Origin of the sequence: Psychrobacter sp. MF31 (genome assembly GCF_012847335.1) — a bacterium.
In the GTDB taxonomy this organism is placed as follows: Bacteria; Pseudomonadota; Gammaproteobacteria; order Pseudomonadales; family Moraxellaceae; genus Psychrobacter.
Map to the genome: position 1 here is coordinate 25,621 of NZ_JABBDX010000002.1, position 21,803 is coordinate 47,423.

Annotated in this window: 18 protein-coding genes; 7 read left to right on the forward strand and 11 right to left on the reverse strand. The window is 40.3% G+C overall.

What is annotated here, in order from left to right; genetic code table 11:
- Positions 1 to 14 precede the first annotated feature (14 nt).
- The 6 genes from rhuM to HF322_RS03365 form a co-directional block, all read right to left on the reverse strand.
- Positions 15 to 1,013 (reverse strand): virulence protein RhuM/Fic/DOC family protein, encoded by a 999-nt coding sequence (gene rhuM / locus HF322_RS03340; RefSeq protein ID WP_169392002.1) that lies wholly within the window; start codon positions 1,011 to 1,013, stop codon positions 15 to 17.
- Positions 1,013 to 2,338, reverse strand: a complete 1,326-nt coding sequence (locus tag HF322_RS03345) for a restriction endonuclease subunit S (protein WP_169392003.1) — start codon at positions 2,336 to 2,338, stop codon at positions 1,013 to 1,015. The genes rhuM and HF322_RS03345 overlap by 1 nt, the downstream gene beginning before the upstream one ends.
- A complete protein-coding gene (locus HF322_RS03350) occupies positions 2,328 to 3,905 on the reverse strand; it encodes a class I SAM-dependent DNA methyltransferase (RefSeq protein WP_169392004.1) in 1,578 nt (525 codons plus the stop codon). The genes HF322_RS03345 and HF322_RS03350 overlap by 11 nt, the downstream gene beginning before the upstream one ends.
- Before the next feature lie 235 nt (positions 3,906 to 4,140).
- Positions 4,141 to 5,262 carry a Fic family protein gene (locus HF322_RS03355; protein WP_169392005.1) on the reverse strand — a complete coding sequence of 374 codons (1,122 nt, stop codon included), beginning with the start codon at positions 5,260 to 5,262 and terminating at the stop codon, positions 4,141 to 4,143.
- Between the two features lie 571 nt (positions 5,263 to 5,833).
- A complete protein-coding gene (locus HF322_RS03360; RefSeq protein WP_169392006.1) occupies positions 5,834 to 7,297 on the reverse strand; it encodes an ATP-binding protein in 1,464 nt (487 codons plus the stop codon).
- Positions 7,294 to 8,013 carry a heavy metal response regulator transcription factor gene (locus tag HF322_RS03365; protein ID WP_169392007.1) on the reverse strand — a complete coding sequence of 240 codons (720 nt, stop codon included), beginning with the start codon at positions 8,011 to 8,013 and terminating at the stop codon, positions 7,294 to 7,296. Before HF322_RS03365 ends, HF322_RS03360 begins: the two co-directional genes overlap by 4 nt.
- Positions 8,014 to 8,270: 257 nt before the next feature.
- On the opposite strand from HF322_RS03365, the gene HF322_RS03370 reads away from it, so the two are divergent.
- From HF322_RS03370 to map, 6 genes are all read left to right on the forward strand, one after another.
- Entirely contained in the window at positions 8,271 to 8,825 is a 555-nt protein-coding gene (locus tag HF322_RS03370) for a DUF411 domain-containing protein (RefSeq protein WP_223193153.1), read from the forward strand.
- Positions 8,826 to 8,897: 72 nt separating this feature from the next.
- A complete protein-coding gene (locus HF322_RS03375) occupies positions 8,898 to 9,650 on the forward strand; it encodes a DUF305 domain-containing protein (RefSeq protein WP_169392009.1) in 753 nt (250 codons plus the stop codon).
- Between the two features lie 212 nt (positions 9,651 to 9,862).
- On the forward strand, positions 9,863 to 10,927 hold the full coding sequence (locus HF322_RS03380; protein WP_169392010.1) for a DUF475 domain-containing protein: 1,065 nt from the start codon (positions 9,863 to 9,865) through the stop codon (positions 10,925 to 10,927).
- Positions 10,928 to 11,026: 99 nt separating this feature from the next.
- Positions 11,027 to 11,281 carry a hypothetical protein gene (locus tag HF322_RS03385; RefSeq protein ID WP_169392011.1) on the forward strand — a complete coding sequence of 85 codons (255 nt, stop codon included), beginning with the start codon at positions 11,027 to 11,029 and terminating at the stop codon, positions 11,279 to 11,281.
- 302 nt (positions 11,282 to 11,583) lie between these two features.
- Positions 11,584 to 11,790 carry a ParD-like family protein gene (locus HF322_RS03390; protein WP_169392012.1) on the forward strand — a complete coding sequence of 69 codons (207 nt, stop codon included), beginning with the start codon at positions 11,584 to 11,586 and terminating at the stop codon, positions 11,788 to 11,790.
- The gene (gene map, locus HF322_RS03395; protein WP_169392013.1) at positions 11,783 to 12,538 is read left to right on the forward strand and encodes a type I methionyl aminopeptidase; all 756 of its coding nucleotides are present in this window, start codon (positions 11,783 to 11,785) and stop codon (positions 12,536 to 12,538) included. Before HF322_RS03390 ends, map begins: the two co-directional genes overlap by 8 nt.
- 7 nt (positions 12,539 to 12,545) lie before the next feature.
- Here map and HF322_RS03400 read toward each other — a convergent pair whose 3' ends face one another.
- Positions 12,546 to 13,760 carry an IS256 family transposase gene (locus tag HF322_RS03400; protein ID WP_169392014.1) on the reverse strand — a complete coding sequence of 405 codons (1,215 nt, stop codon included), beginning with the start codon at positions 13,758 to 13,760 and terminating at the stop codon, positions 12,546 to 12,548.
- Positions 13,761 to 13,887: 127 nt separating this feature from the next.
- Here HF322_RS03400 and HF322_RS03405 point away from each other — a divergent pair, with 127 nt between their 5' ends.
- Entirely contained in the window at positions 13,888 to 14,223 is a 336-nt protein-coding gene (locus HF322_RS03405; protein ID WP_060994924.1) for a multidrug efflux SMR transporter, read from the forward strand.
- Between the two features lie 200 nt (positions 14,224 to 14,423).
- Here HF322_RS03405 and HF322_RS03410 read toward each other — a convergent pair whose 3' ends face one another.
- The 4 genes from HF322_RS03410 to HF322_RS03425 all read right to left on the reverse strand — a co-directional run bounded on the left by HF322_RS03410 (position 14,424) and on the right by HF322_RS03425 (position 21,744).
- Positions 14,424 to 17,378 carry a type III restriction-modification system endonuclease gene (locus HF322_RS03410; RefSeq protein ID WP_169392015.1) on the reverse strand — a complete coding sequence of 985 codons (2,955 nt, stop codon included), beginning with the start codon at positions 17,376 to 17,378 and terminating at the stop codon, positions 14,424 to 14,426.
- A 47-nt stretch (positions 17,379 to 17,425) separates the two neighbouring features.
- The gene (locus HF322_RS03415; RefSeq protein ID WP_188211217.1) at positions 17,426 to 19,348 is read right to left on the reverse strand and encodes a site-specific DNA-methyltransferase; all 1,923 of its coding nucleotides are present in this window, start codon (positions 19,346 to 19,348) and stop codon (positions 17,426 to 17,428) included.
- A 142-nt stretch (positions 19,349 to 19,490) separates the two neighbouring features.
- Positions 19,491 to 20,609, reverse strand: a complete 1,119-nt coding sequence (locus tag HF322_RS03420; protein ID WP_223193154.1) for a replication initiation protein — start codon at positions 20,607 to 20,609, stop codon at positions 19,491 to 19,493.
- Positions 20,610 to 21,243: 634 nt separating this feature from the next.
- On the reverse strand, positions 21,244 to 21,744 hold the full coding sequence (locus HF322_RS03425) for a hypothetical protein (RefSeq protein WP_169392016.1): 501 nt from the start codon (positions 21,742 to 21,744) through the stop codon (positions 21,244 to 21,246).
- Between the last annotated feature and the right edge of the window lie 59 nt (positions 21,745 to 21,803).

Sequence of the window (21,803 nt, forward strand, 5' to 3'; positions counted from 1 at the left end):
TTACTCAATCGTCATCAGCCCTCTAACGACAGCATGTTTATAATAAGCTTAATTAAAATATCCTTTTGGCTGGGGTCAGATTCGGCAATCAGTAGGGTTAAGGCGGCAAGCCCAGTATCATTTATCACCGTCTCGCCTTGCCTATCCAGCAAGCGGTTATTACGATGCAAAAAATCGATAAACAAAAACGCGCCGCTGCGCTTATTGCCGTCAGTAAATACATGGTTTTTGACCACAAAATACAGCAGGTGCGCCGCTTTGCTCTCAATGGTAGGGTAAGCTTGCTCACCAAATACCGTTTGCTCTAACGTGCCCAAAATACTGTCCAAGCCATCGCCGCGAGGTTTGGCAAAAAGTTCTGTCGCCTCACCGCGCGCCATGAGCTGATCCTTAAGCTGATTTAAGTCAGCCATTGCCTGCGCTGAACTGGGCAATATCCCGCCTACTTGCCCTGTTGGGTCATCAAGCAGACCTTCATCATAACGCTGTAGCCATAAAAAAGTCTGGGTATAACGGCTGATAATCTCAATCAAACCGCGACCTTCATCAGTATTAAGCTTAGGGCTTTGGGCGGTTTTTTTAATCAAGGCTAAGGCTTGCCGTAACTCGGCGGCGTTTTTATCAAAGCGCTGCTCGTTGATGCTGTAGCCTTGGAGCAAATACTCCCGCAATCTCTGGGTTGCCCACATCCGAAACTGAGTGCCTTTTTTGGAGTTGACCCGATAACCTACAGAAATGATGGCGTCGAGATTGTAAAAACGAATCTTACGGCGAACTTGGCGTGACCCTTCTTGGCGAACTACCGAGGATTCCTCGGTAGTTGCGGCGGCGTCCAATTCGCCTTCGGTATAGATGTTTTTTAGGTGCAAACCAATGCTGTCAGAGTCTTTATCAAACAAGGTTGCCATCTGCGCTTGCGACAGCCAAAGCGTGTCTTGCTCAAGGCGAATCTCAATTTGCGTTTGTCCGTCGCCGCTAGTGTATATCTCAATCGTATGGTTATTATCGCTCATTAGGCGTCCTCAACCATGGCGGCAGCGTCAGAAACACGGATTTCGCCGGACATGAGCTTGGGTAGAAGGGTATCGCGGAGGTTGGTAAGCTGCCTACTCAACTCGTCATTAGCAAATATTTTGTTAAATAACTGTAAGGCTGTTTCATCAAATAGTTTATGTGTGCTCTTATTTGGCACAATAATATTAGTTGCCTTTATTTCTGCAGTAGATAAATTCACTTGTACGCCACTATTTGCTCTACTACGTAGCTCAGTTATTGTACTATCTAGATTTGAATATATATAAATATATGGATAATTCAAAGCAGCATTTTCTTTAACACTCAATCTTCCAACTCTTTGATTAACTAAGTATTTATCGTTTTCAGACATTAAGGCAGTATGTCCTAATAGAGCCATGCTCGACTTCATATCAGTCATAGCCATTAGTAGATCACCTTTTTTTAGAAGGTATTTCTCTAAGCCCTTGGCTCTATCAGTAGGCAAATATGACTTAGTACCATCGTAATTGAAACCTCCGCCCCGTTTAATATGTCCCATTTTGAACACATGAAAAGCGTTGGTGGAGTCCGTCGTTAATTCTTTACTCTTAAAAGCATAACCATTTGTAAAGTCGCTTTCTTTCCCTAACGTACTTACCCTCCACCCCTTCGGAATCCACCCCAATTCCTCGGTAAATTCAAACTCGTCAGGAAATAGGCTTTGAATTTCTGGATTTTCTTTTTTGATGATATTTTTGCGAAGCTTAGCGCGCGCGGCAAGCTCATCGGGAATGAGTTTGCCTGCTTTAATCGCATTGTCAATCACGGGGTCAAAGTCCACAAACCAACTTTTAAACAGCGCCTGCGCCATCGCCTCAAGCGTTTCGTTCATTTGGCGATTGAGCTCGATTTTGTCGTCTAAAGAGCCGAGGATTTGGGCAATGGCTTTTTGTTCTTCTGGATGTGGAACAACAACTTCAATATTCTTTAAGATTGTCTGATTTATTAATGGCTGTCCTGACCCTTCTCTCCAATTATTTAGATTTAAGTCTTTTAATAAAAAATATAGGAATAGAGCACTATTTTCACCTAATGCGAAAGCTTTGATAGCGTTATCTGTAACCCAAGCTCTATCTGGACTATAATAAACTGAGCCACAATAAGTTCCCACACGCCCAATAATAATGCTTTTTTCTTTAGAGTTAGCACTATCGCTATGACCAATTACTCCATTAGAGCCATAAACTGCAAACTCTGAGCATTCAATACGCTCAGGCGATTTCTTTCCATTAGAAAAATTTAAAAGCTTTCCAAGAGAAGTCTCATTCCAATCACTCACCATAGCCCAAGCCCTCCAAATTCTCACGAATGACCGCATCAAGCCTTGCGGACTCTTGCATTTGCGCGTAGAGCGTTTGGGTCAGCTCCGCCATTTTGGTTTCAAAGGCGATGCCGTCATCTTCGATTGCCGCTGCGCCCACGTAGCGCCCTGGCGTCAGCACATAGTCATTGGCGGCAATATCGGCAAGGGTTGCCGATTTGCAGTAGCCTGCCACGTCCTCATACGCCTCATAGCCGCCTGCTGCTGCCTCACCGCGCCACGAATGGTAGGTATCGGCGATGGTGGCGATGTCCTCATCACTAAATGCCTTGTGCGTTCGGCTAATCATGCTGCCCATATTGCGCGCATCGATAAACAAGGTCTCGCCGCGACGGTCACGCATTCCGCGAGTTTTACTGTCTTGTGATTGCGCCTTTTTATCGCGGCTGATAAACCACAAACACACTGGAATCTGAGTGGTATAAAACAGCTGCCCTGGTAGCGCTATCATGCAATCGACCAAGTCGTTTTTGATGATTTGCTCGCGGATGTCGCCCTCACCGCTTGTGGTCGTGGACATTGAGCCGTTTGCCATGACAAATCCGGCGCTGCCATGCTCGGATAATTTGAAGATGATGTGCAGTATCCAAGCGTAGTTGGCGTTACCTGTCGGCGGCGTTGGGTAGCCTGCCCAGCGCGGGTCTTGGGTCAGCTCATCTTCTGCGCGCCATGCCTTTTGGTTAAATGGTGGGTTTGCCATTACAAAGTCGGCTTTGAGCTGCGGATGTTGGTCTTTAAAAAACGTATCCGCTGCCACGCTGCCCAAATTGCTTGAGATGCCGCGAATGGCAAGGTTCATTTTGGCAAGTTTATAGGTCGTTGTGGTGTACTCTTGACCGTAGATTGAGATGTCTTTGGTGTTGCCGTGATGGCTTTTGACAAATTTAATCGACTGCACAAACATGCCGCCTGAACCGCAGCAGGGGTCGTAAATTTTGCCTTGGTACGGCTCAAGCATTTCGGTAATTAAGTTTACGACCGATTTTGGGGTGTAAAATTCGCCACCGCCTTTGCCTTCCGTTGCCGCAAACTTGCCTAAAAAATACTCGTAAACGCGACCTACGGTATCTTCTTCGGGATTGCCGATGGTGTCGATATTGTTGATAACGTCGATTAAGGCGGCAAGCTTACTTGCCGTTAAGCCAAGCCGCGAAAAATAATTGTCCGGCAATGCGCCTTTTAAGGATGGGTTGGTTTTTTCGATGGTGCTAAGCGCGGTATCGATTTTTAAGGCAATGTCTTCTTGTTTGGCGTTTTCTTGAATATAGCTCCAGCGCGCGGTTTCTGGCAGATAAAACACGTTGTCTTTGGTATAAGCTGCCACCATGTCGATATGCTTTTCATGACCTGCGGCAATTAGCTTTTGCCGCTGAGCCTCAAAGGTATCACTAATAAACTTTAAGAAAATCAGACTTAATGCGACGTGCTTGTATTCCGAGGACTCCACGCTGCCGCGAAGCTTATTTGCCGCATCCCAAAGCGATTCCTCAAAACCCTTGTCATTTTTGCTAACTGCCGTTACCGCCATAATTTATTTTTCCAAAACAAACAACATTATTCAAAACTTGTCTATGATAACAGTAATGAGTTTGTACGGATAATCTGTATTTTAAATCATGATAATCTTTCCAAACCTAAGACATTTTTTAAATAGAATTAATTTACCTGATTTAGTTTCTGTATCGGTATAAAACCGCTAACACTCTAATCAGCATTGTGGATCGCCCCAGTATTTTAGCTCCGACATGATTATCAACTAAAACCTACAAAACAATCTCATAACTTGTGCTGCGACCTGACGCGACTGATTTTTGCAGCATGCCTTTGTCTATCAAATCATTGATATCGCGAAGGGCGGTGTCAATGGAGCACTTAGTCATCGTCGCCCATTTTTTGGTGGTCAATTTGCCGTAAAAATCATTTATTAACCGATTAAGCATCTTAATTTGCCTATCATTTAACGCATGATGCCGATGCGTCTGCCAAAAACTGGCTTTTGCCATAATTCTATCGGTGGTCGCTTGAGCGGCAATCAGGGCATCTATCAGCGTTTCTAAAAACCAAACTAGCCATAACGTGATATCGCGGCCGCCTTTTTGCGTTCGCTCCAACACCTTATAATATTCATTACGCCGATTTAAAATTTGTGCGGATAAACTATAAAAGCGCTGAGCGCTGCCATCACTTTTGGCCAGCATCCGCTCCGTAATTGCCCGAGTTAGCCGTCCATTACCATCGTCAAAAGGATGCAGCGTCACAAACCATAAATGCGCGATACCCGCTTTGATGACCAAATCAAGATGAGCTTGCTTGCTTAGCGGCATATTAAACCACTGTAGAAAACGATCCAACTCATCAACAAGCCTATCTGCATGAGGCGCAACAAAATGCACGCGCTCTCGACCGTAGCCTCCTGAAACCACTTGCATAGCGCCTTGACGGTCATCTCGAAGCTTACCAACTTTAATTTGATAAAGCCCGCTATAACCATCTGGGAACAGCGCCCGATGCCAACTGAACAAGTCTTCTAGTAATAACGGCTTATCAAAGTGAAATGTCGCAGCCAGCATCATCTCAACTACCGCGTCAATCTCCCGAGAAGCGGCTGGCAAATCATGGTCATCAACCCCTAAATGACGAGCAACAGACGATCTTACTTGATCGGTTTTTAAAACCTCACCTTCAATTTCAGACGTTTTGACCACCTCAAGGGTAACAGCATCCAACTGAGCCTCAACATTTAATTCAAACCCAAGCGTCAGTAATTTGCCAAGAAGTTGACCTTGAAGCAATCGTACTTGACTGACGAGCGGCAGCAGTTTTTTATCTGACCACTGCCAATCGGTCCAGTTAGGATGCTCATGAATATAAGTGACATGTTTCATAATAAGACCAAAATCTGCGTAAATTAGAGGATTATTCTCCGTATATTATGCAGAGATTAAAGTTAAGAAACAAGAAAAGCCATCGCTGAAATGATGGGTCAAACTGTATTTTCTCAATAATAAAAACACAAATAATAGAAAAATAGGACTGACGAGCGCATAAAAATGAGAAGAGTAGAGGTAAAAACGCTATAATTTTATAGTGCCCAAATACGAAAAACGATTTAGTAAGGTCTTAATTGACATCAAAAATAACGTTTGCTAAAATCGCTGCAAGCTACGATTGGTAATTGATGTAAGATTAGGTATAAACAGAAGAGTTTGGTGCTCCTACTTTGACATGGTGGAGGTCGCTAGTTCGAATCTAGTTACGCCTACCAAATTTTAAAAACCCCGACTTCTTAGTTGGGGTTTTTTATTGCCCATTTTATAAGGGCTGTAGTGGTATTTAAGAATTTCCCACAGCCTTTATTTCATATCTATATTACGTTGCTCAGTAGGTTAAATAATATTTTATACGTTTGAAGAAATCTCAAGGACAAGACGGATCATCCAATAACAATACTTACCCTTAATGCGTTAAAGGTAGCTGGATACAAACCTTGAAAAGTATCTTATCTTTAACTTGAATAGTCATTTTACCATTATGAGCATTTACGATAGACTGAACGATCGACAGACCAAGCCCTGTTCCCGAATGAAATTGATTTTGCTTATGATGGCGATAAAATCGTTCAGACAGTTTAGCGACATCTTTTGGCTCTATAGGGTCATCTAAGCGGTTACAAAAGGTGATCTCTAAAAAAGCGGGCTTTGATAGTGCGGCGTTTTTTTTATTAAGGTTATCTGTACTTTTTTCTATTAAATTTGCTTGAATTGTAATCTCGCTATGCTCCGCCGCGTAGTAAATAGCATTAGAGATTAAGTTAGCAAATAATCGCTGCAAAAGACTATCATCGCCTAACACATGATGAAAATAACCAATTTTTTTAAAGGCAATATCTTTATCTTCAGCAATAAACTCATAGTAATCAATGACTTTATTCATAATACCATCGGTATCAACTGGAATAAAATGCGAATCATGAAGCCCTTTTTCTGTCTTAGCCAGCAATAGCATATTATTAACTAAAACTGATAACTGAGCTAAAGTATCATGCTGATGATGCAGCTGTTCGACATATTCATGTAACGCGCGCGGTTTATTTAGCATGACTTGAGTTTGAGTCGTTAATGTTGCCAAAGGGGTTCGCAGCTCGTGGGCTATGTCGTCTGAAAATCGTGATAAGGCATCAAAATTGCGCTCAAGATTAGTCATCATTGCATTATAAGCTTGCGCTAAAGGTTTTAGCTCACGAGGCATTTTGCTGACGATAATACGATCGTCTAATTGATCAGCATTGATATTGCGCATTTTTTGTCTGATGGTTGAAAGCGGTGCAAACCCTAAATTTACACTAAAGGCGGCGACAGAAACTAAGATAAACGTAGTTGCCAACAAAAGAAGAATAAGCTGGCGGTTAAAATGGTGGATATATTGATGATGAATATCTACCGGTAACGCGATAAGTGCCAAATGGGTAGAATTTTTAATAATAATAGCGCGATAAAAACGATGATCTATCGTCAAATCAAATTGTTCATTGTGATATTTTTCCCATAAGTTTTTTACCAACCCTTTATTATGCAGTTGGCTTAAAAATCCTGTAGGCGAGCTGCTGATAGGCTTGCCTTGGTGGTCAGTAATTACGGCTTTAACATCGTAATCAAGCCCTGCCTCATGAGAAAGTAGGATGCTTTTAGTATTTTGTTGCGGGGTTACAGCGGCGCTCGCGTTGGCATTGTTCATCATATATTGATGTAAATTGGTTGCCGCATGAGTCAAAATTTCAGCATCCATTTGTTCAAGATGCCCTGTAACGGAGCGCTGAATCCAAAGATAAAGACCGATTTGGGTAAAGGCGACAAACAGCGTTAATAAAAATAAGGTTCGCCAAAGCAGCGATAAGCGCCCTGTGATTATTGTCGTGGTCATGATGTCGGCGCTTTTGCAGCGGCAATAGCATCTGGGCTGTCTATCACCTCTAAGCGATAGCCCATACCGCGAACTGTATGGATCAGCTTAATCTCAAAATCATCGTCAATTTTAAGCCGTAATCTGCGAATAGCCACATCGATCACGTTCGTATCGCTATCAAAATTGATGTCCCAAACCTGCGAGGCGATCACAGATCTTGGTAATACCTCACCTTGGCGCTCAAGCAAAAACTGCAATAGGGCAAACTCTTTGGCGGTAAGCTTAATTAATGTTTCGTCCCTATAAACACTGCGTTTGGCAATGTCCATCGTAAGATCAGCAATTTTTAGCACATTGCTACTGTAGTCCACTTGCTTGGCGCGGCGTAGTAAACTTTTTATTCTCACCAACAGTTCAGCAAAAGCAAAAGGCTTTGTTAAATAGTCATCACCGCCAATCTCAATGCCTTTAATACGATCATTCAGCTCATCTTTAGCAGTCAAAAACAGTACTGGCGTCAGCTTTCCTGCGGCGCGGTAATTGCGAACCACTTCAAAGCCACTGATATCGGGTAGCATCACGTCCATGATCACGACATTAAAATCTTCACTCATCAAAGCATGGTAGCCATCAAGTCCTGTAGTTTGATGGCTCACGATAAATCCAGCTTCCATAAGCCCTTTTTTTATGTAATCGCCAAGGGTGATCTCATCTTCAACAAGCAAAATTTTCATGATAGCCGTATCCAATAGCTCTCGTTAAGAAATTTAGAATATAAAGGAGTCATAACGATATTGATATAAAAACAGCCCAATATGACAATATTGTCATCAAGTTGTCATCTTGCTGTCAGATTTAACCTTGTAAGCTTATCACTATGAGCAATTACAATCTGTTTTATCAATTAGTTTGAGAGTTTATGATTACTTTTATTAGAAAATCAAAACAGCACGTTCATAACTCTATGAAGATTTCAAAAATAGTTCTAACTATGTTCACCATAGTTACTTTAGTTACTTTAGTTACTTTAGTTGCTTGTGGTAAGCCAAGCTCGACTGCCGACCAAACCCGTCATTTAGAACCAATACCAAAAACTCATTCAGCGACTAAAAAGAATATTTCTAACATCGATTCAGCGCTTTTAAAAACAGCTTCAGCTACAGTTTATAAAGATGCCAATTGTGGCTGCTGTAAAGACTGGATTAGCCATGTCGAAGCTCATGGGTTAACTGCCACCTCAATTGATGTTACAGATATGAGGGAAGTTAAAGAGCGTTACGACGTACCAAATGACATGCAATCATGCCATACCGCGGTGACAAGCGAAGGCTATGTTTTTGAAGGTCATGTTCCTGCAAAATTTGTAGCGCAGTTCTTGGCACGCCCGCCTGAAAATGCCATCGGTCTGGCTGTACCTGATATGCCTTTAGGAAGCCCTGGTATGGAATATCAAAATCAGTTTGAGCCCTATCAAGTCATGCAGCTTAATAAAGATGGCAGCACCAAAGTATTTGCCAATATTGAGTCAACTCAGCAGCAGCTATAAGCTGCGATATTAAGACTGGATTTTCTTGAATCAACGCTTTTAAAGACGTCATCACAAATTTAAGGATTTATTATGATTACCAACCGTAAATCACGATTATCTGTCATTGCGGTAGGCACGATTACAGCGTTACTGCTTAGTGCTTGTCAGCCTGCCAAAAACGAAGCAGAAGTAACAACGACAAGTGATGCGCCAGTAAGTGAATTAGAAAATCAAACAGCCAGTGAGGCAAACCCACACGCAAATCATGACATGAGCGCGGATATGGCATCAGACGATGCTTCTATGAGCGCTATGCATCAAGAGTACAGCGCTTCTATGACCAAAATGCATGAAGAAATGATGGTCGGAATGAGCTATAACGACCCTGACATGGCTTTTGCTCAAGGCATGTTAGGTCACCATATCGGTGCAGTTGATATGGCAAAAATTCAGCTTAAATATGGCACTGATGCCGAAATGCGCAAGCTTGCTCAGGACATCATTGACGCTCAGCAGTCAGAAATTGCAACGATGAAATCTTGGCTTGCCAGCCATAGTGACGCCCAATCGCCTACACCCGATACTGAAGATATGCAAAAAGACTATGCGGACGGTATGGATGAGATGCACGAGGACATGATGGAAGGTATTGCCGACCCAAGACCTGACATGGCATTTGCTCGCGGAATGCTGCCTCATCATGTGGGCGCTGTTGACATGGCAAAAGTTCAACTCAAATACGGTAAAGATGAACAACTGCGTAAGCTTGCTCAAGATATTATTGATGCTCAAGAGCCTGAAATCAAACAAATGGAAAGTTGGATTGATAGGCAAGATACTTAAATTTAATCCGTAATTTTCGATAGGAAAACTTATGTTTTCTTATCTTTTATTCCTTAATATTTTTAATCAAAACTATTATCCAAAATGATTATTAATAAATAGTCTTTTGAAGATTTATTTATATCTAATATTAGCATTTTTAATAAATACCTTTTATCTTCGATATACGTTTTTAAATGATTCACGACTGAATCAACCCATTAGGATTTGTCATGAGACATTTTTATTTAGACTTCGTTCTTACCGCGATAGCTTTAATGATAGCAGCGTGGTGGGGTTATTCTCATGGCGGTATTGGCGGCATGATAACCACATTATCCATTACCGCCATTTTAGCGGTCATGGAGATATCATTGTCATTTGATAATGCCGTGGTTAATGCTTCTGTCCTTAAAGGCTGGGACGATTTTTGGAAGAAAATATTTTTAACCGTAGGAATTTTAATCGCCGTGTTTGGGATGCGATTGGTTTTTCCTATCGTTATTGTTGCTGTCACCGCCGATATCGGAATGATCCAAGTCGTCAATTTAGCATTGTATCAGCCGGCTGAATACTCAGCACGATTAATGGCGCACCATGCTGAAATTTCAGCGTTTGGAGGCATCTTCTTACTTCTTGTATTCTTAAACTTTATTTTTGACGATAAAGAAGTTCATTGGTTTAAATGGCTTGAAGGTCGTTTGGTAAAGCTAGGCAAGGTAGATGCTATTAGTGTATTTGTAGCTCTAATTGCCTTAATAGTTGCGTCATCATGGGCGCAAGCTGACCAATCCATAGCCGTACTAACCGCTGGCATTTGGGGCATATTAGTATACTTGAGCGTGCAAGTCATCTCCGGACTTCTTGAAGGCGATCTTGAGGAGGGTTTAGATGGCGTAAATAATGGTTCTGGTGAAGCAGCAACAAGCGCCATTATGAAAGGCGGCATTATTGGATTCTTATATCTAGAAGTTCTTGACGCTTCGTTTAGCTTCGATGGTGTTATTGGAGCATTTGCAATTACTAATGATGTCGTCGTGATCATGCTAGGTCTTGCTATTGGTGCTATGTTTGTGCGATCAATGACTATATTTTTAGTGAATAAAGGCACACTTGATGAGTTCATTTATCTGGAACATGGTGCGCATTATGCTATTGGAGCATTGGCTATTATCATGCTTTTATCGGTGAAGTTTCATGTTCCTGAGATTATCACTGGTTTAATCGGCATTGCCTTTATTGGCTGGTCTTTTATCGCTTCGCTTAAGTACCGAAATAAAGATAAGTTAGCTAATTAGTTTGTATTCTTTCAATCAAAACTAATTTTATAGCTATAATATCCAGATAAATACTAATTATTTTTGGCTCCAATATAAAAATAATGACTTCTAAGAAGATTGAGAACTTTATTGAAAATGCTATATTTAATAGCCGCTGGTTACTGGCATCTTTCTTTTATTTTAAAACATAAAATTAAGCTCAAAAGTATTGGTTTAGCCGTACCAGGTTATTTAGAATCAGCTTTTATAACGGCGAAGCAGCACTCAATCTATGAGCTTTGGCAAGACTGCCATTTATCAAAAGTAAAAGCGGGAAAAAGAGTTGTTGCATTAGGTGCTATACGTGCCGCTACAGAAGAGAATTTTTATTAAAATGACTTCATTAAAAAAAGCAATAATGGCGCATAGCCCTATGATGGCATTAAAAATTCCAAAAACTTTATGATTGTTCATATAAGCTGACTTGTACTACTAAATTGAAACCAACAATAATAACGTACTGATCAAGGAAATAATTTTCATCCATTTATCTTTGATATAAAGTCAGTAGTGAGACTACTTATCATCCAATAAATAATAAAATGTCATTTTCACTGCATGTCGCTCATTATTTCTTGCAAATAAATAATAATTTATATACGATTCATATATGTTTCGTATATTAAGGTTTCTTTATGGGTATTGTTAAAATTGACGATGAGTTGCATGAGGAAATTCGCAAAGCAAGCTCAGTTATGGTGCGCTCCATCAATGCTCAAGCAGAATATTGGATGAAGATCGGAATGCTTGCTGAAGCCAATCCAAATTTGTCTTATAACCAAATTATCAATGAGCAAATGAGACAAGCTGATATCAACGTAAGGAACCTTATCGATGGATAAGGTGGTGCTAAAAAATGCAGCGGAATTGGCAGTCATGCGAGAGTCTGGGCGACTTTTAGCTTCTGTTTTTGATTACCTCGATGAGCAAATTAAAGTCGGTATCTCGACAATGGAAATTAATGATCTTGCTGAACGCTACATTGTGGATGAGTTAAGGGCACGCCCAGCGAGTAAGGGTCAATATGGTTATCAATATGCATTAAATACTTCTGTGAATAATGTGGTTTGTCACGGCATTCCTTCAGATCAGCAAGTGCTTAAATCAGGTGATATTGTGAATGTGGATATTACCCTAGAACAAGGTGGCTTTATTGCTGATTCTAGCAAAATGTATTTGATAGATGAGGTGTCACCTCTTGCAAAACGCTTAGTTGATAAAACCTATGAAGCCATGTGGGAAGGTATACGAGTGGTAAAACCTGGAGCGACGCTAGGTGATGTGGGTTATGCCATTCAAAGTTATGCTAAGAAGCATGGCTATTCTATAGTGCGAGAGTATTGTGGTCATGGCATCGGGCGCGAAATGCATGAAGCACCGCAAGTTCTACATTACGGACATTTGGGAAAAGGCTTAGTTTTACAAGAAGGTATGACCTTTACCATTGAGCCTATGGTTAATCAAGGTAAAGCTAAAGTTAAAGTGAAAAAAGATGGCTGGACAGTAATTACCAACGATAAAAAGCTCTCTGCTCAGTGGGAGCATACCATTGCTGTCACCTCGGATGAGCCCATCCCGAATTCTGTGTAACTGCCATTTAGATTAAATGCTTACTAATACGGTCATCAAACATAATCATAAAGCGATTCAAAGCAGACGTCCAGTTACGGATTGGCATCGACCATTTTTTGGATGCCTGCTGGGTGGCTAAGTACACCACTTTAAATGCAGCCTGATCAGACGGGAACACCTTACGCTTATTCACCGCTGTCCGAATCACACTGTTTAGCGACTCAATAGCATTGGTGGTATATATGACTTTTCTGATGTCTTTAGGGTACTCGAAGAATACCGTTAAGCCCTCCCAGTTATTACGCCAAGACTTGACCACATGTGGGTACTCTTTGCCCCAAGTCTCATCAAAGTGCTCAAGGTTAGCCTCTGCTATCTCAAGCGTATCAGCGCCGTAGATGGCCTTTAAATCGGCGGCTACTGCTTTTTTATCCGTCCAGGGTACAAATTTCATCGAGTAGCGCACCATGTGTACGATACACAGCTGAACCTGAGCATTGGGATAAACCGTATTGATGGCATCAGGAAAGCCCTTTAAGCCATCAACACAGGCAATGAGGATGTCTTGTACCCCGCGGTTTTGTAGTTCAGTGAGAACGCCTAGCCAGAACTTAGCGCCTTCATTCTCTGATAACCACATACCCAGCAGCTCTTTTTTACCATCAAGTCCCACACCTAGCGCCAGATAGATAGCTTTGTTGATAATCTGCTTGTCTTGGCGTACTTTGACGACAATGCAGTCTAGATAGACAATAGGATAAACACTGCTTAACGGCCGGTTCTGCCAAGCGGTGATGTCGTCTAAGATATTGTCAGTGACTCTTGAGACAAGAGAGCTTGAGATATCTACGTCGTAGAGCTCTTTAATGCTCTCTACAATCTCGGTGGTGGTTTGACCTTTGGCATAAAAGAATATGATTTTATCATCAAGGCCACTAATACGGGTTTGATGCTTACTGACGAGTACAGGCTCAAAGCTGCTATCACGGTCTCTTGGGGTAGAGATCTCAAGATCGCCGCTATCACTGCGGACAGTCTTTTTAGTGTGTCCATTGCGCTTATTAGGCTTGTCTGCTTTCTCATGCTTAGGATAGCCAAGATGCTCTTCCATCTCAGCTTCTAGGGCAGTATCGATAAAGGATTGCATGAGCTGCTTCTGAAAGTCTTTGATGTCATCGAAGCTTTTCATACTACCAGCCATTTGCTCGGCTAGTTTCTTAATGTCAGTTTGCTTAGTCATTGCTTATTCTCCTGTTAGGGGATTATAAGCAGTTACACACTTTTTAGGAAAGGCTCAAAAACAAGATTATGCTTTAATTCGTAATTAGCTATAATCATTAAACTTTCTATAATACAAGGCAATAAATATGCAAGTACATTGGTTATTTTTGGCAGGGGCAGTTTTGAGCGAAGTTTTTGCATCATCAATGTTAAAATTGAGTGAGGGTTTTTCTAAGCCTTTGCCAACTGTTGGGGTTGCAGTTGGGTTTATCGTGTCATTTTATTGCTTATCATTGGCACTTAAAACCTTGCCGTTAGGTACGGCATATGCTATTTGGGCAGGGGTCGGATTGATTTTGACATCTTTGGTTAGCATCATGTTTTTTGGTCAAAAAGCCGATTTAATGGGAATTATTAGTATTGGATTAATTTTGCTAGGCGTGATTTTACTTAATACCATGTCACATATGTCAGGGCATTGAAATCAATAAAAAAACAACCGCCAAGTATGGCGGTTGTTAAATTAGCCCCATAACCTTTTTAAAATATGAGCGATACATGACATCTTTGTAAGAAGTAGCCATATTTTCAATAAAATTCTGGAGCCTTTCCTAAACTTTGTGTAACTGCTTATAATCCCTTAACCGGAGAATAAGCAATGACTAAGCAAACCGATAGTTTATTAGCTATTATTTTCTAATGCCTTCTTAATAACATCCTTCACTAAATCATCTTGAAACTGGGTATTAAAACTCACGCTAAGCCCTTCTGACTGCATCTGATTGAATAAGCGCTCGGCGTGCTTTATCTTGCGATTTTCCTCTGCTCTCAGGTTATCAGATGATTTAGTATCTTTAGTTTCAATGATTAAATTAAGTATCTGACCTTTATCAGTTTCAACAACATAAGCAAAATCAGGTGAGTAAGTGCCGCCCCCAGCTATTGGTATTCTAATTGAATTGCGAGGGATCTTACTAAACACTGTCACATGCTTTATCTGCTCTTTAATATTCTGTTTTTCTAACGGCGAATCATAGAAAATATCTTCAAAAAGAAAATCATCGCTAGGCTTACCTTCATCATAATTAACGCCTAGCTGACCTGATTTTAACTCAAGTAAAGGTAAGCCAGTTGAATCCGTATAGCTGGTTGGGTGTACCTGATTAGATATGATGTTATAGCCTATCTCAAACTTCTGCATAGCATTTTGGAACAGGTATAGCTTTATCCCGTCAGCAAACTTACGGATAGTTTGGATATTTAAGTAGTCATTAATATCTAGACCCTGTTCACCCTTATCTTTTAGATGTTTGAGACTAACGAACGCTTTATGTAAGGTTGGCAGTTTTATGTATGTTTTTTCAGATAGCTGACGTAAAAAACTACCGTAACTCATGGTGCTGAGTTTTGCGAAGTCTTCCTTATCATCATATACACTCTGATAACCAGCTTGATTGTTATGGATATGAAGCTTCGATACCTTTGTTATGAGTCCCGTCTTACTGAAGTTATCAGCAGCAATCTCTTGCTTCAGATAGTCCATAAGCAGATTTTCGTAGAAGTTGCTCTCATCTTCAAACTGGTATTCCAAAATAGCACGCTGGTTGATCAGCTCCCATAACTCCTTAAGTTCTTCATATTTGCCGATTCTAACTTTGGTTGTAGATTTTGAGTTCTGTTTAGACTTGTTCTCAATCTTGCCTTTTTTAAGTGCTGTACCAAAGGCAGCAGGGTAGAGGTCTTTAAGTGCTTGATAACCACCTTCTAAGAACTTCTCGTCATCATCAATTAAGTTTTGGTCATATAGTTGATTGCTGAGTTCTCTTTTGCTTACTTCATAGTGGTTTTTGATTTGCTCAACTAGCTCGTTGCTCAGCTCTTCTGGCACTATCTCTGATGTAGAGGTCTGATTAATTTCTTGTGTCAGCTCCTCTACGAAATCTTTTTCCGTGAAGTCTACATAATAGTTTAAACGAAAATCATCAGTCTTCTCTCTTGCCATGTGCTCATTGACAGGCAATCGCAAGCCGCGTCCTACCTCCTGTAGTTTAGAGGTCGTACTACCACTTGAGCGTAGCTTGCAGATTTGAAAGACGTTTGGATTATCCCACCCTTCGCGTAGTGTCCACTTAGAGAAAATAAAGCGTCTAGGATTATCTAGTGATAATAAGCTTTCTTTATCGTGCAAAATTTCGTTAATCTCAGCTTCAATCTTTTCATCATTACCCGTATTATCTTTTGAAAAATAACCGCCATGGGTCAGACTGATGTCTTTAATAGTACGCTGTAAATACTGTTTATAAAATGGATCTGTTTCTTTAGCAAGATAGGACTTAGCTGTTGCTAGTACCCAAGTCTCAAATCGTGTTTTTAAACTGCCAGCGAGCTCATTACCGTCTCTATAGCCCTCGATATCATCGATAAAGAACAATGTTAATGGTTTGATACGCGGACTACGAGTAAGCAGCTCTCGCTCTAGTTTAAAGTGCTCTTTGATAGCCTTTTGAATCATACTGTCTTGAAGTGTCTCATGATAAGAGTAAGGATTAATACTCTCGTCTTTTTTAAGCTCAATACCGTTACTAAGCACCAAAGTAGTTTTATTTAATTTTTCGATATTTAAACTATGTATCGCTGAATGGATACTTGAAAGTGAATCATTATTACCAAGTATATGGCGAGTCTTAGTACCATTTTCGCTAAGCTCAAATTCGGCTTCTTTACCATTTAACGATTTTAAAGTGAGCTTAGCGTTGTCATTACCTGATAAGGTTTCAACATATGCAGTAACGCCTTTAACCAAATCTTGGTTAAAGGCATCAACAGCTGTTAGATGGTAAATGAGGTTTTTATATTCATCGTTGAAAGTTGCACCATAGCGTAGCGTGAACTGTGCTTCTAAGTTTGATATGCTTTTCCAAGTTTTACCCGTTTGTGGAAACTTATGTGGCTCGTCTATGATAACGACAGGATTGACCCCTGCTAGCGCATCGATGGCCCGATCATATTTCTCACCAAGCAATGCGCGATCAAATCTTTCTTCTTGAATAGTAGGTGAGTTAATCATGCCTTGGTTAATCACTAAAATATGAATTTTACTCCTATCACCGTGACTGGCATTGACAAACTGAGTCACAGACTCTGGCATATACGATCTTTTACCTTTCTTACTTTTTTTGCTTTCAACCACATACGTGACAATTTGCTTATCGTGATATTCACCTTGAAAATCATGGCGAAAGTGCTCACGCAAAGCGTCACTTTTTAAGAAATTGACCGTACCAGCTTTAATAGAGAGAGTGGGCACGACAACGATAAACTTAAAAAGCCCATATATTTTGTTGAGCTCATATATCGTTTTCGTATAAGTGTAAGTCTTACCTGTTCCTGTCTCCATTGATATATCAAACACAAGTTCATCACTGTACTTGTCTGTGCCAAATATACCGTTCTCTTGTTGAGTTTGCTTGATATCATTAGCTAATACGCTAGCGTTAAAGCTGATTTTAGGATTGACATATGGGTTGATGCTCTGATCGCTTGAAGGATGAAACTCTACATTCAAAAATGACTTTACTAGCGCAGTAATCGCCTTTTCTTGATGAGGTAGATTGGGTTCGAAGTTAAAACCTGCCATAGTCGCTCTCATGTATAAAGTTAAAAAAGAAAACCGCTATCAAAAATTTAGTATCTAACAATAATATTGATTGTGATCTTCTTTTTGTTTTGATAGCTTCTGATGGCTTCATTTAACTCCATCTGTATAGCGGTATCGAAGTTGTAGCCATTGACTATGATTCTATCTGGTGCAAAAATTTTATCCTCATCTAACTTATCTAACAAGCGCTTCAAACTTTGAGTGCCAAAGTCAGAGGTGATAAGATATAGATTTTTATTCACCAGATGGGCGTTATATCCCTGCAAGTCTATACTTTCAATGTCCGCGGTTAGCTCGTTATTATCGTAAAGCATCCATGTCGTTAGCAGCGCTTGATACTGCTCGTCACTTAATACCATATCGTCGAACAGGCTTTCATTACTCACTTGCAATTCATCATCTACGCTAGGACGGAAGTCATCTATGGTCTCAAAGACTTTAAAGCCTAAGTCGCCTTGGTAATCAGGGTTTTCTTTAGCGATTTTTTGCGCAGCTTTGGTGATACGGGCTTTGGTGATGTCAAAGATAGAATGATAACCAATATCGAAAGCATCCTTAGAGCTTTTGCTGGCTATTTTATTGCCCGTTTTTTGGTCAATTTCATAAGTTAGCTCATCTAATTGCACGCAAATAAATTTACGACTTCCTTTATCTTCAATATTAAGCTGCATAACTGCATCCGCGGTAGTCCCACTACCCACAAAGAAATCTAAGATAAAATCCTCTTTGCCCGTTGCTATATGTACCATTGGTTTTATCAATGATGTAGGTTTAGGGGTATCAAAAGGCGTTTTAGCACCGAAAAGGGCTCTTAATTCTTTATTTGCAGCATCATTATGGCCAGCTTCTTGATAGTTCCACCATGTCGTAGGTACTCTACCTTGTTGCACTTCTTCAAGATAGCGTTTTAATTGCGGCGCTCCTTCACCATCTTTGCCAAAATATATACGATTTTCTGCAAGCCATTTAGTCATAGTTTCTTGGCTAGCACGCCAACTACTTCCTTTAGATGGGTAAAAATCCTCACCTGTATTAGGATTTTTTATTGGATATACGCCCGACTCAGAATAAGACTTAACCAATAAGTTATCAGACCTCCATAAGCCCTTACCGTCTTTATCATCATGTTTATAAGGCTTATTCTGCTCTTCTGTTCTAGGCAAAAGGTTTCTCTTAAATACACTGCTTTTTTGGTAGCAAAGGACATAATCATGTGTCGTAGAAAAGCCTTTAGCATCATTCGTGGCTGCATACTTTTTTTGCCAAATAATATCAGCCATAAAGTTTTCTTCTCCAAATACCTCATCACATAACAGCTTTAATTGTGCTTGCTCATTATCATCGATACTAATAAAGATCGCGCCATCTTCGCGCATGAGTTCACGAGCAATATATAGCCTTGGATACATAAAGGTGAGCCAAGCGCTATGACTATTCGAGCCTTTAGCGTTAAAACTAAGGATTCGTTCCGCTTCGGCTTTATCGATGCCTGCTAATCGGCTCAAATCATCTACTGTGAACTTGAAGTCATCTTGATAGACAAAACCATCTGACCCCGTATTGTAAGGAGGGTCAATATATATCATTTTAATTTTTTCACGGTAACCATTCACCAGATGCTTGAGCACTTCAAGATTATCGCCTTTAATCAGTACATTACCGCTATTACTGTTCTCTAAGCTCTTGTTATGCGTTGTATCAGGTTTTAGTAGCTTTTGAGGAGGTAAGTTGGTTAACAGCCTAGCATAGGCTTTACCAAGCCAATTCATACTATAAGACTCCTTAACGATCTCTACGTCATTGGCTTTTACGACTTCCATCATCTTTTCAGGCTGAAAGTGACCGTTCTTATCGAAACATTGAGGAAAGTGCTTCTTCAAAATAGCAATTTGTTTGCTATTTGCTGTTTCAGTTTCGTCAAATAGGGTTTCGGTAGGCAGGTGGGTCATGGTACTTCCTAAGGTGCAAGGTAAAAGGAGCGCTTATATAATTGCTTTGGCATTATGACAAAGCTAATCCATCCAAACAATAATAACGATATTTTAAGCGACATATACTGACGTTAGATCTGATCATTCTGGAAGAAATCAATTAGAAACGATCCGCCTGCTCATCATCTAAATACTCTTTCATAGATCGCTTATTAAAGGTTTCAGGGTCTTTTTTAAGCCAATCTGTCATATGAGCAATCCAAGCTTTTGAGGACTGGTTTGCTGGGTTTTGCGCTGTAACCCGATGTCCATAGTCCTGCATGAATTTTTTACTATGAACGATTCTTGCAAGCTGCTTATCTGTCAAAGGCTTCTTGGCTTCATTTGCCGTTTGCCCTGTAAACATATCGATGGTGTTCGGATCTCGGCTCGGCGCTTTTTTAATAGGTTTGCTGACAGTCTTCGCTTTTGGTTTAAATCTAATCTGTAAATGGGTGAGTTTGATCCCTCTGCCCGAACGTCCATTTTTATCGCTAAGCTCATAGTTGACGTTATAAGGCGATTTTTCATCAATTTCTTTAATGGCGGTATCTAGCACACGCTTTTTAAGATCCTTTACAGCGTCGTATTTGTCCGTTAATCCAAGAATCTCTCGAAATTCATCAAGCCTAATTGAAACGTAGCCTGTTTTAGCAAACTGCATCATCAAAATATAAATTCTAAAGCCATAAAAACTGTTGAATCCTGCCAAATCGTTTAAGTTGAGCTTGGTAAATTGCTGCTTTAACTGACTGATATACGGAATAATGTCAGGATGAAACACCACGCGAGCTATGACGTTCTCATCACTACTCGCAATCACGGGCAGACTATCAAGCAGATTATGCATTTTAAGCTGCTGAAGAAAGTCTTCATCATATTTTGAGTCAGGATATTGGCGTTTGAGCTCCTCAAACACCTCGCTTTTAAAGTGCAAAATGTTATGAACCCAATGCGTTCCAAGAACACCAATCGGCGTATTAATAAAAATCTTCCGATCGAGCAAATCACTACATGCTGCCCGAATTTCGCGAGCCACATTTTTAGGCTCAACGCCCAGCCTCACAAAATCATCTTTGGTGATGTAATACGGTTTCATAGGGTTAATGACTTCATCACTATCCCCTTTTGGCATTTGCGCCATCGCAACCAAGAGCAGTCGAATCTCATTGACGCCGAGCCTATAAGATGCCCGAGCCATACTATTTGACATCGTCACTAGGCTTTTACTTTCTTCCATCAGCAAGGCCTCAAAATATAATCTTAGAAGAGGACTTATGAATAAAAAGTCCTCTTCTAAGATTATATTCTTACTTACCTTATTTATCTATAGCGATAAAAGGACATTTGTAAAAAAACTCCTACTTAACTATGAGTGATTTAAATACGCTCATAGTTGTGCGTCATTACGTCCCTATCTAGTGCGTCAATTCGTCCCTTTCTCGCGCGTCATTCCGTCCCTTACTGTGCGTCATTCCGTCCCTTTCTAATCGCCGAAACCTTTAAATACAAAGGCTTGCGCGCTACCTAAAAACTATTTAAAAACTATATATAAAAATAATAAAAAAAGGGCAAATTTCAAAAATCTGTGGATAACTTCAGATTTTATTCACTTCTAGGACTTAAAAATTTGTTTTTTTAGATAAAAACTAAGAAATATCTCTCAAAGTAACATTAAAATTATGAAAAATTTTCCGCGCGATTTTAATTTCATTACAAGCTACAAGTCAGTTATGGCTCTAAAAGCCTCTAAAATGACCAGCAAGCGCCTTTAACTATAAATAACCATTCAATCCTACTAAAATGCCTCAAAAGGCTCTACAGAGACATTTAGATCCATTGCAGACATCTTAATAATAAAACTTTACTGCTAATCACTTTGAACTTTTCATTGCGCGGCTTAAGTTAAAAGGAGTTCTAAACTCTGGCTGACTTGGTGACTTATAAAGATCTATCGAGTGAGCTTTGTTTTCAGGCAACGCTTGAATCGCCTCAAAATCCTTGGCAATCACCTCAAAATCTCTTGGTGAAATAAACCCTGACTTAACCAGATACTTTGCCACAGCCACCGCTTCAGCATTATTAGCAAGTGCTGCTGATCTTAGCGCCGCACCCCAAATGATCTTTTTTCGGGTCACAAGCTTACGCTGATTGTCATTTTCTTTAGCCAACAAATTTTGAACTTTTAATTCAGCACGTTTGGTTCTAATAAATCGGTTTTCAGCTTTTATCAACTTCTCTAAAACTCGATTGTCTTTATCCGAGCGATTCGGCTTTTCACCTAAAATCACCAGCAGCTTTTGCGCATCACTTGGGTGTTCGTAGTTCTTAAAGCGCTTAACTAGCGTGATCAACTGCTTTTCATCGATAGCCATTACGACCCCTCCCCCGCCATTTTTTGGCTGATTGTATCATAGTATGCTACCCTGTTGAT